This window comes from Phycisphaeraceae bacterium, assembly GCA_020639155.1.
GTDB lineage: Bacteria > Planctomycetota > Phycisphaerae > Phycisphaerales > UBA1924 > JACKHF01.
On the sequence record JACKHF010000001.1, the window covers coordinates 2,427,023 to 2,442,298 of the forward strand.

At 54.9% G+C, this 15,276-nt stretch carries 10 protein-coding genes; 4 read left to right on the forward strand and 6 right to left on the reverse strand.

Annotated elements, in window-relative coordinates:
* The first annotated feature begins 265 nt into the window (after positions 1 to 265).
* The 3 genes from bamD (at position 266) to hflB (ending at position 4,274) form a co-directional block, all read left to right on the forward strand.
* The gene (gene bamD, locus H6815_10250) at positions 266 to 1,399 is read left to right on the forward strand and encodes an outer membrane protein assembly factor BamD (protein ID MCB9860820.1); all 1,134 of its coding nucleotides are present in this window, start codon (positions 266 to 268) and stop codon (positions 1,397 to 1,399) included.
* Positions 1,399 to 1,938: a hypothetical protein gene (locus H6815_10255; protein ID MCB9860821.1), complete on the forward strand. Its 540-nt coding sequence runs from the start codon at positions 1,399 to 1,401 to the stop codon at positions 1,936 to 1,938. The genes bamD and H6815_10255 overlap by 1 nt, the downstream gene beginning before the upstream one ends.
* 416 nt (positions 1,939 to 2,354) lie before the next feature.
* The gene (gene hflB, locus H6815_10260) at positions 2,355 to 4,274 is read left to right on the forward strand and encodes an ATP-dependent zinc metalloprotease FtsH (protein MCB9860822.1); all 1,920 of its coding nucleotides are present in this window, start codon (positions 2,355 to 2,357) and stop codon (positions 4,272 to 4,274) included.
* A gap of 24 nt (positions 4,275 to 4,298) precedes the next feature.
* Here hflB and trxB read toward each other — a convergent pair whose 3' ends face one another.
* The 5 genes from trxB to H6815_10285 all read right to left on the reverse strand — a co-directional run bounded on the left by trxB (position 4,299) and on the right by H6815_10285 (position 11,410).
* On the reverse strand, positions 4,299 to 5,279 hold the full coding sequence (gene trxB, locus H6815_10265) for a thioredoxin-disulfide reductase (protein ID MCB9860823.1): 981 nt from the start codon (positions 5,277 to 5,279) through the stop codon (positions 4,299 to 4,301).
* Between the two features lie 73 nt (positions 5,280 to 5,352).
* Complete coding sequence (locus tag H6815_10270) at positions 5,353 to 6,945, reverse strand: hypothetical protein (GenBank protein ID MCB9860824.1); 1,593 nt, start codon at positions 6,943 to 6,945, stop codon at positions 5,353 to 5,355.
* Positions 6,946 to 7,125: 180 nt separating this feature from the next.
* A complete protein-coding gene (locus H6815_10275) occupies positions 7,126 to 10,086 on the reverse strand; it encodes a tetratricopeptide repeat protein (protein MCB9860825.1) in 2,961 nt (986 codons plus the stop codon).
* A gap of 79 nt (positions 10,087 to 10,165) precedes the next feature.
* Entirely contained in the window at positions 10,166 to 10,591 is a 426-nt protein-coding gene (locus H6815_10280; protein ID MCB9860826.1) for a BlaI/MecI/CopY family transcriptional regulator, read from the reverse strand.
* 243 nt (positions 10,592 to 10,834) lie between these two features.
* Positions 10,835 to 11,410, reverse strand: coding sequence for a thioredoxin family protein (locus H6815_10285; protein ID MCB9860827.1), 576 nt, complete (start codon positions 11,408 to 11,410; stop codon positions 10,835 to 10,837).
* A gap of 174 nt (positions 11,411 to 11,584) precedes the next feature.
* Between H6815_10285 and H6815_10290 the strand changes: the two genes are divergently transcribed.
* Entirely contained in the window at positions 11,585 to 13,300 is a 1,716-nt protein-coding gene (locus H6815_10290) for an MATE family efflux transporter (protein ID MCB9860828.1), read from the forward strand.
* A 28-nt stretch (positions 13,301 to 13,328) separates the two neighbouring features.
* On the opposite strand, the gene H6815_10295 is transcribed toward H6815_10290, so the two are convergent.
* On the reverse strand, positions 13,329 to 15,251 hold the full coding sequence (locus tag H6815_10295) for a hypothetical protein (protein ID MCB9860829.1): 1,923 nt from the start codon (positions 15,249 to 15,251) through the stop codon (positions 13,329 to 13,331).
* Between the last annotated feature and the right edge of the window lie 25 nt (positions 15,252 to 15,276).

A 15,276-nucleotide genomic window follows, 5' to 3' on the forward strand; every position in this document is an offset into this window, starting at 1 on the left:
GCTTCCCGCCTTGTTGGTTTCTGGACGTACCTGCAGCTTGAGTTTCAAGCGCAGCAGAACAAGAAGGCGGGTTCTTGCACCGCAGATCCGGGAGAAGATCTGCAGCACAAGCTTCCGCCCGCGAGTTGGATCTTCGTGATTCAACCGCAACGCCACGACGGCGCCGCTGCACCAGGCGGCGTCGTCTTTTTTCTATACGCTGTCAGTCGTCTGAGCGGTTGCAATCCTGACAACTCTGTGTCGTGTTTCCACCTAGACTTCCAGAATGCAGACGTATCGAATCCGCCCGATAAGCCCAGTGATCGTTTCGCTCCTGCTTGCCGTTCTGGGATGCTCTGTGCTGGTTCGGGCACAGCAGACCGAGTTTACCCTTGATTCAGACGGCGCCTGGCAGGAGTCGCAGGCGCCTGTGGAGGGCACGGATGAGGCAGTGATTGCCAATGCTGAGCACCTTCTCGCTGAGGGAAATCCATCCGTCGCGTTGCGTGTATTGAACAGCTGGATCAGTAAGAACAAGTTTGGCGCTTCGCCGTATCTGCCCACCGCGTATCGGCTGCGAGGCGATGCCAAGGCAGCGACAGGCGCGGAGTATCGTGCGTTGTTTGACTACGAAACAGTCGCGCGAAACTTTATCGCATCTGATGAGTTTGTGACGGTGCTTGAGCGTGAGTTTGAGATCGCATCGCAGTATCTGCATGGGATGAAACGCAGGTGGCTTGGTCTTCGGGTTTTTTCCGCGACTCGTGATGGTGAACGCTTGCTGTTTCAGATTGCCGAGCGCATGCCGGGAAGCACGATGCAGGAGCGGGCGCTGCTTGAGCTCGGCGACTATTACTTCAGGCAGCGTGAGCTTGATATGGTGACCGAGACGTACCGCGTCTTCCTGCGACTGTTTCCGCGGAGTCAGGATCGCAATCTTGCGATGCGTCGGCAGGTGGATGCCAATGCAGCGAGTTATAAAGGGCCAGCCTATGACGCCTCTGGGCTTCGCGAAGCGAGAGAGCTCATTCAGGTCTTTCAGGAGGAATATCCGAACGATGCTGAGCAGGCGGGCCTGAATGACGCGCGGATTGCTCGTATTGATGAATCTCTTGCATCAGAAAAGTTGTATACAGCGAAGTGGTATCTTTCGCAGAATGACAAGCCTGCTGCGAGACTCATGCTCCGGCGGGTTGTCAGGCAGTATCCCGGCACGCTTTCGGCTCAGGAGGCTTACTCTCTATTAGAGAAGAATGGATGGTCGGTTGGCAAGGCCTCTGAGACTTCTCAGCCCGCACCCGTTGAAACGCATAACGACTCGGGTGAATCGGGTTCTGAACAGCAGGAGACCCAGCCAGCGTCTTCATCGTCTGGTGATGCTGGCAATGCAACACCACCTGCGACTCCTGGAGGTTCCTGATGCGTCGCAGTTTCTTTGGATTGTGCGGACACGTGTGCATCGGTGTGCTTGTCGTGTGTGCTTCTTTGGGTTGCACCAATATCAACCGGCCGTTCGGATACGAACCAGGCTCGGCTCATGCGACCGATGTCCAAACAGTTGCTGTTGAACTCTTTGAGAATCAGACGTTCTCTCGTGGCACTGAAGTGATGCTTGCTGACGCATTGAACAAGGAGATACAACTCCGTACGCCATGGCGAATTGCCTCTCCCGAAACCGCTGATACTGTGCTTCAGGGTGTGATTACTCGTGAGGATCTTGTGCCACTGACCACTGGCCGCGAGACTGGCATGGTGCAGGAGATGGCAGTCCGCCTGGTTACGGAGTTTACGTGGCGTGACCAGCGATCTGGTCAAGTGCGCGTGTCCAGACGCTCCTTTATTGCCGCGGAAACGTTTATTCCATCGCGGCGTGTCGGTGAGCGAATCGATATTGGCAGGCTTGGAGCAGTGCAGGAACTCGCATCAGCGATTGTCGGGGAACTTCGAGCCGATTGGTGACGTAGAACGGTCGTGAGGGGCCAGAATCGGGCATTTGTGGGCGATCCTGTCTGCATGCATACGCTTGACGATATGGCATGTAGTTCGCAATGCAAGTGTGATGGGCATAACCCAACAACCTGTTGTGTTGAGGTTGCAGCGGGGGTGCTTGCTGGTCCGATGACCAGACCGGTGCTGGCGTGTCCGGAGTGGGCAAGTCCCCAAACCGGTGCCCTGAGCATCAGAACTTTGTGCTTCACAGCATTGTTTGTATTGAAGTGACCGAGGGAGTTGATTCGCGCATGACACAACCGCGCATGAAATCGTCTGAAGCCAAGCCGGATGCTGAAGCACCTGTGGATTCTCGCAAGAATGCAGAGTCTCGAGGGACAAAGGAGAGCGGGCAGCGGGCGACAACCGCGCCACCAAGTCGCGGCATGTTCGGCCTTGTTGTGCTGCTTGTCCTGATCCTTGGTGTGTTTGTTGTGCTTTCAAGTGCGCGTACAGGCAAGGAGATCTCACCCGCAGAGTTCAGGACGCTGTGGGAGAGTCGACAAATTGAATCAGACTCAGTCATCATCAAGCCCGACATGGTGGTTGCGATCCGCAAGAGTGGGCCTGATGGCGATGCTGCCAAGGTATATATTCCGATCAACGCGGCTTCACAGGAAGAGATTGTAAAGTTTGTCTCGGAAGTGACAAACCAGCAATACAAAACCAAACCGCCGTCGGCATGGACGAACGTTCTCCCGTGGCTGTTCCCGATCGTGTTCCTTCTGCTGATCTTCTGGATGGTGACACGCGGTCTGCGCAGTGCATCCATGGGCGGCGGCATGCTGGGTAACTTCGGTAAGAGCCGGCACCGTGTCATGAGCAAGGAAATGACTGGCGTGACATTCAAGGATGTTGCTGGTGTGGATGAAGCTGAAGAAGAAGTTGCTGAGATTATCGAGTTTCTCCGCAGACCGAAGAAGTTCACCAAACTCGGCGGGCGTATTCCGCGCGGTGTGCTGCTCTCCGGGCCCCCAGGATGTGGCAAGACATTGCTTGCGAAAGCAATTGCAGGTGAGGCGGATGTGCCGTTCTTTACGATCTCCGGCTCCGACTTTGTAGAAATGTTTGTTGGTGTTGGTGCATCGCGTGTGCGTGATCTTTTCCGTCAGGCCAAGGAAAGTGCGCCGTGCATTGTGTTCCTTGACGAGATTGACGCCGTTGGCCGTCGCCGCGGGAGCGGGTATTCCATGGGCGGTCACGACGAGCGCGAGCAGACGCTCAACGCGATTCTCGTTGAGATGGATGGGTTCCAGCCCGCAGACGGTGTGATTGTGATCGCTGCGACAAACAGGCCTGATGTGCTCGATCCGGCGCTTGTGCGCCCCGGACGATTCGATCGTCAGATCTCGGTGTCGCTGCCGGACGTGAAGGGCAGACTTGAGATTCTGCGGGTTCACACGAAGAAAGTGAAGCTTGGGCCCGACGTGGATCTTGAAAAGATTGCCCGTGGCACACCGATGTTCTCTGGTGCAGATCTAGCCGCAATTATCAATGAAGCTGCGATCATTGCCACAATGAGCGACAAGGAGTTTATCGAGCACGAGGATCTTGAGGAAGCTCGCGACAAAGTTCGGTTTGGTCGTGCCAAGAAGAGTCGTGTGCGTGAGAAGGATGAGAACAAGCTCGTTGCGTACCACGAAGCTGGACACGCGGTGCTGCAATGCCTGCTGCCCGATGGCGATCCGCTGCACAAAGTCACGATCATTCCTCGCGGCGACGCTGGAGGTGCGACCTTCAGCCTGCCCGAACGCGATCGGATGGGATTCAGTCTGAAATGGCTGCGTTCCACGATGCGCGTGCTGTGCGGCGGTCGTATTGCTGAGCAGCGGGCGATGCATGACGTATCCAGTGGCGCCTCAATGGATATCCAGCAGGTGACCGGTATCGCACGGACCATGATTCTTGAATGGGGCATGAGCGAGCGACTCGGATTTGTGCGCTATGCAGGATCCGATTCTCGTGAATCATTCCTTCCCGAGCGTGAGTATTCAGATGAGACCGCGCGGATTATCGATGAGGAAGTTCGCCGCATCGTCGACGAGGCCTATGCAGATGCAGAGCGCCTGATCACTGACAACTGGCAGAAGGTAGAGCGTGTTGCTCAGGCGCTTTTGCGGTACGAAACGTTGTCTGCTGATGAGGTACATCGACTGATGCGTGGCGAGGAACTCGACAAGCCAACAATCAGCGATCTGCTGCGTGCAGACACAAACAAGGCAAACACACCATCAAAGCCGACGCCGTCAACCGAAGCGGAACCGGAAGCCGATGCTGGAAACGGGATACTTCCGAGCCCCGCGTGATCACCGCGTGCTGGATTCGAGAGTTCAGGCGAGATTCTGAGCTGCGAGCCAGTGTTCGGCATCGATTGCTGCCTGGCATCCCATGCCGGCGGCGGTGACTGCCTGACGATACTTTGAATCAGCGACATCTCCTGCAGCGAACACGCCTTCAATGTTTGTCTTGCTTGAGCGAGATTTCAGGACGATGTATCCTGTCTCGTCAAAGTCAAGACCAGACTCCTTCAGGAACGCTGTGGTTGGCGTATGTCCGATCGCAACAAAGAGACCACTGACATTCAGCGTCGACAGTTCACCGGTCTTTGTGTCCTTGAGACTGACAGCCTCTATCTTCTTGTCGCCCAGTACATCGACAACCACCTTGTTCCAGATGACTTCCGCGTTCGGTTTTTCCATGAAGCGCTTCTGCATGACCTTCGATGCTCGAAGCTCATCGCGGCGATGGATGACGTAGACAGTGGAAGCAAACTTGGTGAGATACGTTGCCTCTTCCATTGCGGTATCGCCACCGCCGATGACAGCGAGCGGCTGGTTGCGGAACATCGGCATGGCTCCATCGCACACAGCACACGCGGAGACGCCGCCGCCGGATTGTGCCAAACGCATCTCGTTTTCAAGACCGAGCCAGTTTGCTGTTGCGCCAGTTGCGACAATGACGGAGTGTGCAAATATCTCGCCACCCTGTGCAAGTGTGAGTTTGAACGGACGCTGCGAAAAATCGCAGGTGACGATATCGTCTTGGAACACCTTTGTGCCGAAGCGTTCTGCCTGAGACTGGAACATTGCCATCATCTCAGGACCAGCAACGCCATCGGGAAAGCCTGGGTAGTTCTCGACATCTGTAGTGAGCATCAACTGCCCCCCCGGCATCATTAACGCGGGTGTTGACTTGGGGATACCGGTGTAGACAACGGGCTCAAGCTGTGCTCGCGCTGCGTAAATTGCAGCGGTCCAGCCTGCAGGCCCTGAGCCAATGATGACAACCTTATGAACGTTGCTTTGTGACAATGCAGCCTCCTGCCCGTATCAGACATCGCGCAATGGCAACCCACAATCAGGGTTTTCCTCTTGATGTGGACGCTTATTTGATGAGACCAGATTCCTGCAAGTGACGCCTGTACAACGATGTCACCGAAGGCCAGACGAGATAGTCACCGGGGAAGTTTTCTGTCGCATCTTCACGGACATTGTGAGCGCGATCAAGCTTTCCGTCGGGGCCGGTGGAATACAGCACGAACTGATCAGAATCGATCAGGAGTGAGAAGTTCTGTTGTGACTGCATGACAACATTGATGGTGTGGGGTTGGGCTTCTTCTCGCACTCCCAGATCACGCACGTTGATGAGCTTTGGTACAAAGTATCCGAACCACGGTTGTGCCCCGGTGCTTGCTTCGCGGCTGAACGGATCGTTCGCAATTTCTTGGACATATTTGGGACGTATTGCAGCGAGCGATCTTGGATAGGAGTTGTTCTGGAGGTGGAAGCTGACAATACCGAGGGCAATCTGTGTCCCGACAAGTTCGGTTTCGAGCATCTGCCGGAGTTCGCGAAGTTTCCGTGCGTGCTCGTTGTAGACGAGTCTCACGACGGCAAATCGGGTTGGATCGATTGAATCCACAAACAGTGCCTGAAGCAACTGGGCATCGTTATTGCTTAGTCTCCAGCGAAGCGAGAAATCGTCCTGTGCGCGCTTGGCGTAGTCATCCGAGTCGTAGCGATCAGCGTGGCTCTGTGCGGCTGCACGTGCGTGTGCGACTTCACCGAACATTCGGAGTGGGTGTCCGCCTGTCGAGAGTTGTGCCACCATCGTGGCGAACGCTTCAGTTGGCTTGTCCCCTGGGTTTGGACCAAATGTCTGGTCGATGATCTGCTTTGATGCGTATTCAGGTCCTCGGGGGAAACCGAGTCTGTCAAACCGCATGAAGTCGCTCTTTGGTTCGAGTGTGCGTATCACTTTGACAAGATCAACGGGCGAGAGCTTTGGTTGGCCGCTGACAAAGTCAACGTAGACGATGTCTCGCATGCGCCTGATTGCATCGATGGAGAGTTGGTAGCCGTATGCGGCTTCCGCTGGAAACTCGCGATCCATCAACTGGCGCCCGAGCGAGGCGAGATTCAGCATGAGATCCAGTGACTTTGCGGGTTCACCCTCGACGAGAAGGCGCGTCGCTTCGATGTTTGTCAGATCTCTCAGCTTTGAGATTCCATTCAGGTAAAGGAAATCTGCGCGACCGAGCAGAGGTGGGTCACCGAGTTCCACAAAGAGACCGCTAGAGACGTTTTCGGGTGATGTTTCGCTTGCACCGTATCGAAGACCGAATGCTCGTGACACACCTCTCGCTTTTTCTGTTGTTGCATTGCGAAGCGCTTCGAGTGCTGCAATCTGCTCAGGCTCACCGGCCCACGCTGTCAGCGCGGGCCATGAGGACGACTGCTCGTTGATAATGCTTGCACCGATCTGGTCTGTGAAGGCACCTGCCGGCGGGGGTGTCATCTTTGCAATCGCTGGGAGCAGGACCGTATCGCTTCGGTTCGCTTCGGTTATTGTGCTGTAGAGTGCGTTGACTTGCGTGATTGCGCTCTGAGCAAGTGCTCCAGATGTGCAGATCACTGTTGCTGTGAGTGAAGCAATCAGCACACCGATACGACCAACACGGCGATGCAGCAGAACCATACACACTCCTTCTGATCCAAAAAGGCAGCCGGAATCCCGGAACAAGACCCCCTCATCAGCCTGCCCAGGAATCGACAGGCGTGAAGGGGATGGTAGCAGGGCATAACGGATCGGGCTTCTGCCGTGTCCTGACATGGTCTGGCGGTTGATCGGAGAATGGAAGGGAGTTGAGAGGAAGTCTTAGAGAATCAAGTTCGACAGACTCCAACGATGTGCGAGTGATGGTGAATCGGCGTTGCGGACCTGAATCCGTGGAACATCGCCACCGTTTGCTTTGCGGCACTTCTCAAGCAGTTTCTCGAATCTGGGATCGGCCCGCAACGACCACAGATCGGCATCTGTTGAAAATGTTTTGTAGTCCATCATGCCTGAGTCGATTGCTTGCTCAAGGTATGGGAAGGCCTCATCCACCCGACCTGCGAGCGCGTGGGCACAGGCGATGTTGTACACAGCAATGTTGGGCGCAAACCCAAGTTCTGACTGCTTCTGGAATGATGTGATCGCGTCTTCCAGTTTCCTGTGGCGAAGTTGCGACCACCCGAGCATCAGCCATGCACGTCCATCACGTGCGTTAATATCGAGGCGTTCGCGTGCGTTCGATTCCAGATCGTCCCAGTCCACCGAACCGAACAGTTTGAGCGCTTCGAGATCGGTGATTTTCTGCGCGATAAGGTGGAAGCGAGCATCTGATCTGAGATACGTGAGATCATCATCTGACAACATGTGTTCGACGTCGGTGAATCCGAGATCAACGGACGCGTCAAGGTACGAAAGTGCGCGTTCCATGTCCTTCTTTGCGGCGTAGGCACATGCAAGGTTGTATGTCGCGTTATGTTGCGCATATCCAAGTTCGATCTGATTGAGCAGGAACGTGATGGCGGTGTCCGGCTTATCCTTGCTCAGGTAGATTGTTCCAAGCATGTTGTTTGCCCAGCCATGCGGCCAGGTGGTATGTGGCTGGGCGCTCAGAATTTGATTCAGGACTACAACAGCATCGTCGTACTCCATTGCAATGACGGCCTCCTTGGCATGCTCACGAAGATTGGCAAGTATGCGCAAGGGCTCGACAAGCTGCTGGAACGAGGCGTTGTCATTCAGTTCGGCAAAGTCTGGATTTGTGACGATCTGCCTGTAGTTCGTAAACCCTGCATCAATGGCCTGATGCAGGTGGTCTACAGCGGATTCAAGGTCGCCAGCGATAGCAAATGCGTGAGCCATTCCATAGAGGGCTTCGTCTTTCTTGTATTCGAGACTGAGTTGGCGCTGGAAGTTTTCGAGCGCGCCTTCCGTGTTTCTGAACTCCAACTGGAATGTTGCCCATGCGTTCCAGAGTTCGCCATGGTTGGGGGCTGTTTCAGTGAGTGACTTGTACAGCCCGCCAACTGCAGGGAAGTTGCCTTCTCGCTTGAACCGTTCGATCTCGTCAAGTCCGTCGTGGAGCGAGGACACGCTGCTCATGACCATCTGGAACGACGGAGAATATCTGATGCTTGCAAGTGATGGTTCGGTGCGGAATCTGTCCACATCGCGGAATCCACACATGATCGCAGATTGCAATCGTTTTACAGCTGCGTCGGCGTGACCGACACTGCTCTCGCAGCATGCAATTCCGAAGTGCGCAAGCTCCTGAGCATAGCCAGCTGTCAGATGGGCTTCGTACCACTCGCGTGCGAGATCTGGCTGGCCGGAGTACAGCAGCGCATTGCCGAGACGATTCTGGGCTTTTCCAACCACTTCCTTTGACACTGACTCATCGGCGCTCACCATGTCGAGGTACGACTGGTAGAGTTCGGCGGCACGATTCCACTTGCCGACCTGGTAGTAGCTGTCGGCGCGCTTGAGTTCACGCACACGCTGCACAACCTGTGCGATTTCAGCATCGTATGTTGCAATTGGTGTCGGATTTGGTGAGAAGAACAGTGAAGCAGAGGGCATGCCAGCAAGGCTGGGGAGCAGCGGGGCAAAAACAACTGCGGCTGTCAACGCTGCAACTGGGCCGATGCTGCGAATGGTTCTCTCAACCATAATCTGGCGGAGCCTTCGCTCAAGCATCCGTCGGTTGCAATCGGATAGTCCCAGCGCAATTGCTGGAACACATGCGGAAGAACGCTCAACAGAACTGAGCAGTGATCTTGCGTAGTTGCCACGTTCGGCAGGTGCAACCCAGACTGCCCATGCATCGCACGAGAGCTCAGCGTGCTTGCGCATTTGTGATCGAGCGTACCACATCAACGGATGCCACCAGCAGAGCGACAATGCAATGATCTCAAACCATGCGACCCAGTGGTCGCGACGCTTGAGATGAGCAAGTTCGTGCGCGAGCGCAGCACGATGATCCCTGACGGCATGTGTGTCCGTTAGCATGCTTGGCCAGTAGATAGTGGCGCGGCCAAACGCGACCACCATTGGTGACACGATAGTGTCACAGACTTTCAGGCGTGGTTCCGGCATGCCCATCGAGCGGGCAATATCGTTTGCAAGTGCGCGCAGGTGTGGAGGTACAGAGGTTGTTGATACACTAGTTCGGGTATGTTTGCACCATGCTCTTGCAGAATGGAGTTGGCGTGTGATGATAACGAGAGCGCCAAGAATCCAGGCAGTTACCAGCAGGAAGGTAACCGGGATTGATCTCAGTGTTGTTTGAATACGCGAGAAGAAGCTTGGTGTTGCCGGTTGTGCAGCAGAATGCACAACATTGTCTGTGTCTATATCGACGACTATGGATTCATTCTGTTCACCCTCAAGGAAGATATAGGGAGTGTCTTCACTGGACGCAGCGACAGGAGTGCCGTCATAGAGCAACTCAACTTGAACCCTTTGATCAGGAAGTCGGAGTACTGTGCCTGGTGTTTGATGTTGTTTCGGTGTAAAAAACGCAAACTCTGCGGGTTCGTTTACAAGAAACGCGAGCAACTGGTCGCTGCCAGCGGAGACAGCGTCGTAGGTTTGGTTCGCAATGGCGCGGATCGGTTTTGGAGGCCAGCCATCAACTGTGATAGGCGGAAGCACGAGACGGACCATCACCAGCAACCAAAGTACGTGGAGTACTGCGGGACGCGAGCGGACCAGCCTGCCAGCAGCAATACACACACCAACAAGTACGAGTGCAAGCAGTGTGTTTTCAACAATCCAGCCCAGCATTGCGCAAACCCTCTGATTCTTCCGTGTTGACGCCTTCCCAGTTTGTCCTCTGCTGTGTCTTCATCGCTGACAAGCAAGCTCAGTCGGTGCGTGCCTGTTTTTCGAGTGACGCGAGCAATGCTTTGAGATGGCTGATCTCATCCGCGGTTGCCTTATGCCCGTCGTAGAGACTCATGATCAGTGCTGTTCGAGAGCCGTCACACACACGGGTTGCCAGATCGCTCAGACGCTCATGTACGAGTTCGTCGCGGCTGATCTGGGGTGTGAAGACATGGGCATATGTGTTCTGGTTTGCTTTGACATATCCCTTCTCCACCAGCCTTCTCAGCAGTGTCTGGACAGTTGTGTATGCCCAATCTCTGCCGATGCCGTGCAGATCGGAAACCAGTTCTCGGACTGTGCCTTCTTCTCGATCCCAGAGCGCTTTCAGCACATCAAGTTCGGCATCACTCACATTCTTCGCATTTGTATTCAACTCAAAGACCCCCGGAAGCCCTCGCGCCAAGCCGGATCCAGGGTGACTCAGCTGCTGGGCAAACTCTATCTACTACCAGATGTCGGACCTTTTGTCAAGACCATAGTTGGATGTTGACAACATCCGCGCGTGTACAAACGGAACACCAACTCGTCTTATGGGACGTTGTTATGCGTTGGTGTGTTCACTTTGCACACGCAGAGTGCGCTCCAGCACGCAATGTGATGCATGAGCAGCTTGAGAGTTCTCGCTTAATCGTAATGTAGTTTCAACTTAGTCTGGCTCGTTGCCGGGCTTCCACTTGATGTTGCAGCCAATACTGGGAATTTGTGCTGCTGCTGCTGCTTTGCCAGCGAGAACGGCATTGATGGCTGCTCGAAGATCCTCGCCTGTGACAGGAATGCCGTTGTTCGGGCGTGAGCCATCGAGTTGGCCTCGATATGCCAGCGAATGATTTGCATCGTAGAGAAAGAAGTCTGGTGTGCAGGCGGCTCCAAACGCGTGGGCGATCTGCTGAGACTCATCAAACGCATAAGGGAACGTGTAGCCCGCGCTCGCAGCTTCCTGTGCCATTTTGTCCGGTGCATCGTCAGGATGTGTCGTGATATCGTTCGAGTTGATTGCGATGATCTGCAGTGCAGACGCGGCATACTCGTTCCCGAGTTTGGCCAGTTCGTGACAGATGTGCTTAACGAACGGGCAGTGATTGCAGATGAACATGACCAGCACAGGATTCTCAGCGAGGTCGGCTGAGGCAACTCGCTCGTATGGTCCTGCATTCGTAACAGGAAGATCGAACGAGGGCATGGCTGTGCCAAGTGCGATCATTGTCGATGGTGTGGCGGGCATGGAATGCTCCTGTGTGTGGACGTGTTTGTGACGAACCACCGTTGGTGTGCATCTATTCTTGCACAGAAATCGTGTTTGGACACGGTGGGTGTTTGACAGCCTTGGGGGCTGGGGCTTGGATTGCTCGTCTGCGATACTGGTGACGGTTGACCAAAAAGCCAAGGACGGTGACCTGTGCCGGATCGTGAAGAGAGTGCGAGTGTGGCGGAACTGGATGACGAGAACAGTGTCATCGAGGAATCCAACGATCAACTCCTGGCTGATGTACCGGAGCTTGCTTCACCGGACCCCGCGTTCAATATTGCGGTTGGCTTTGCACCGAGGATCAGACGGATTTTCACTGCGCCTTCTGATCACTCAGGTGCAAAGGGATTAACCGCTGACGGGCGCTTGAAGTCGGGCAAGCTTGCAGGTCTGTCTATGTGGTCGGCTATCTGGGTGTTGTGCTGGCCTTACGTCATAGAGTCGTTTTTGAACTCTATGGTCGGCATTACTGACACGGTGCTCGCAGCAGGAGTTGTCAGCGCAACAAACCCCGATGCTGGACGTCATGCGTCGGATGCCATTGGTGCGGCGTCATACATCATGTGGCTGATGGGATTGGTGAACATGTCGGTCGCAATGGGGGCGACGGCGCTTGTCAGTCGATCCATTGGCAAGGGCAGACAGGCTGTTGCAGATCGCACTGTGGCACAAACACTGCTGATGGTTGTGGCATGCACCAGCGTTGTATGTGTTGCATTTGCTGTCGGCGCACCATGGTGCGCACGATTCTTCGACTTTGAACCTCCCGCGCGGGCCATGTTTGTCACGTATTTGCGCATTATCTGCCTTGCGATGCCACTGCTTGGTTTGTTGTTTGGAGGGATGGCGTGTGTGCGAGGTGCTGGTGATTCAAAGCGCCCGCTGATCATCATGGCTGTTGTGAATCTCATTAATGTTGTGTTGTCATGGATTCTTTCCGGTGTTGATCTCAAGCATGCGGTGCGCGAGGGCGACCAGATTGTCTCTAAGGTGCTCATAGAGAACCCATTTCCGTTTGATATGGGAGTAGCGGGGGTCGCGTGGGGAACTTTCGGGGCATCTGTCATTGGTGCGGGGCTGATGGTTGGGCTTTTGCTGGTTGGCAAATCCGGTGTGACACTTCGTGTTCGAAGGCTTCGACCGCATCGTGTCATGCTTGTTCGTCTTTTCAGGCTTGGCTGGCCCGGGTTTATTGAGGCAATGGGCATGTGGATCGGCAACTTCATCGTTGTGATGATGGTTTCTGATCTTGCTCACGGTGCGAATGGTGTGGCTGGTGCGGTCGGTGCGCATATGGTGGCAATCCGGATCGAGGCGCTCAGCTTCATGCCGGGATTTGCGATGGGGATTGCTGCGTCTGCACTTGTTGGGCAGTATCTTGGCGCGGGTAGTGCCGCAATGGCGCAGCTGGCAGCAGTGCGGTGCGCGGCCCTTGCTGTGGGTGTGATGGGCTTTCTTGGTGTTGTGTTCTTTTGCGCACCCGTCGCTATTGTGTCTGTGTTTACCCAGGTGCCAGAACACATCAAGGTGGTGCCGCCCCTGGTCGTTGTCTTTGCGCTCGGACAGATTCCCTTTGCGCTCTCACTTGTGATGCGTCAGGTGCTTCGTGGAGCGGGCGATGTGCGTGCGGCGATGCTTATCACATGGATCATGACGTACGCAGCACGCGTGCCGCTGGTATATCTGCTTTCCGGCGTTGACTTCAAGCTCGACAGATTTGGATTTGACTATGTGATAGAAAACCCATTTCGCGATACACCCAGTTTGATGATGGTTTGGGTGGCGCTCATGTCTGAACTTGCATTGCGCAGCGTGTTTTTCACGACTCGATTTATGAGTGGTAAATGGAAGACTGCGCGCGTCTGACGTGGGCTGACATCTCAATCACCGAAGTTCAGCTCTGGTCGTCAGACTCGTCCTGATTTCGACGTGAGATACCCGGCTTTGGCTGCCAGTTCAGACGTTGCGCGAGTGCGTCATATGCAAACCCTGACTTGGATGGCGCGTCTGGATCGGTGCCGTCAAATCCGAGCCCTTCGATTCTGAGCTTTGTCATGGTGTTCCATGATGCGAGACGCAACCGCTCGTTTGTAAGTGGTGTGATCGACTGGATTCGGGCAGCACCAACGCCAAGTTGTTTGGGGATAGCTACGGCGAGTGTGCGTTCTTCAACTGGCACTTCCTCGATCAGTTTCAGCGGGTCAACTGTTGCAGCGAGATCAATGACAGCTTCGGCAAAGACTTCATCGCGAAGACGGCTCTCCGTGCCGGTGACGCTTGTGCGCGTTACAACAGCATCGTTCACGATAACGACCGGGAAGTCTGCTGACGGATATGACTCAGTCAGGGATGTCAGGCCACCGGACAGTGCCTGCTGCTTGATATCATCAATGCTTGACTTGAGGATTTCGTAGCCGGAGACCGAGCGAAGATCGTTCTCAACCTTTGTTCGCACTTCTTCCAGTGTTGTTGCTGGTGACTCCTCTACTGCATCAAGAATAGTGACAATGAGCATGTCGCCGTTGCCGCGACGCCCCTCAAAGTCAATGAGCGGAATGCCCGCCTGCACACCGATATCTGTTGGAGGATCGAACTCTTTCGCGTTGAAAAGCACCGACGCGAGAGGAATCTCCCTGCCTGAGTACATCGTTGTGACGCTCTGCAGTGTCGTGTCCTGCGCAATGTCGTTCAGCGTCATGAGCGTTGGTGTCGTCGTCACGACGGGCTCAGGAATATAGATGTTCAGTTCATCCTTTACCTGCTGTACGATGGCGCCAGTCATGGCGCTGAGACTTGGCATGTGTTCTGCCCAGTCGTCCGGGAGAATCCGGTAGCCGTCGGCGCTCTTCTTGAGCGCGTCAATCGAGTTATACGATTCTGCACGCACAGCGCGACGGATTGTCGCGACAACATCGTCGTATACCTTGTCTTTCAGCTTGATTTCAATTTCTGTACGGTGGGTTTCGAAGTCACCGGTATACATGGAGCGGTTTTTGTCGTATTCCTTTCGTACCTCGATGCGATCGGGAACGATGCCGTCACGGATTGCTTGTGCATTGACTTCAAGAATCTCCAGCTTGATCCGGTTTGGGAGCAGGTACCCGATTCCGAACTCGCCTTCCGTGGGTTTGGTGTTTCGGAACTTCTCAAAGTGCGCCTGGAGTTCCTCTTCGGTCGGTTTCCACGTTGTGGGATCGATTGCGGCAGCGCCTGGTATGTACACGGCGGTGACGGTTGCGCGGTCCTGTGATTCCTTTGCATCGAGTGTCACAGCTGGAGCTGAAACACGGACCGTGCTTGCGTATGAGCCGAACATGCGAATGACGCCGTTGATGTCTGCGATGGACTCGAGCACGTCCTTCTCGGTGCGCATGTTGAGCGTGCTGGCGAACTGTCGGATGAGGTTTGTCCTGTCGATGTCGGTGGTTGGTCTGTTCATCGCAACAAGCATGCTGTCGATGAAGTTTCGGCCGTCCCCCGTCTCACCCACAAAGCCACCCTTTTCAGCGGCCTGGGTCAGCAGCATCCAGTGCTCGGCATCTGAGGGATCCAGATCCCACATCGTTGCGAGCATGTTCATTTCCCGGGTCATGAATCCAGACCCGATGAGATTTTTGACCAGTTGCAACTCTGCATGGGCTCGGTCGAGCACGTTTCGGTGAATGGCTTTGCCATCAAGCGTGCCGATCGCTGGTCCCTTGCTTCCGCGACCGCCTCCAGCCCGTGCTAGTCCCTGTGGGAGCAGGTAGATAAGCATCAGACCGATGCCGAAGACCACGAGGAGGAATGTCTTGTACTTTCTGATCAGTTTGAGCATTGACCGTGTGTCCGGGGGTTGGTGG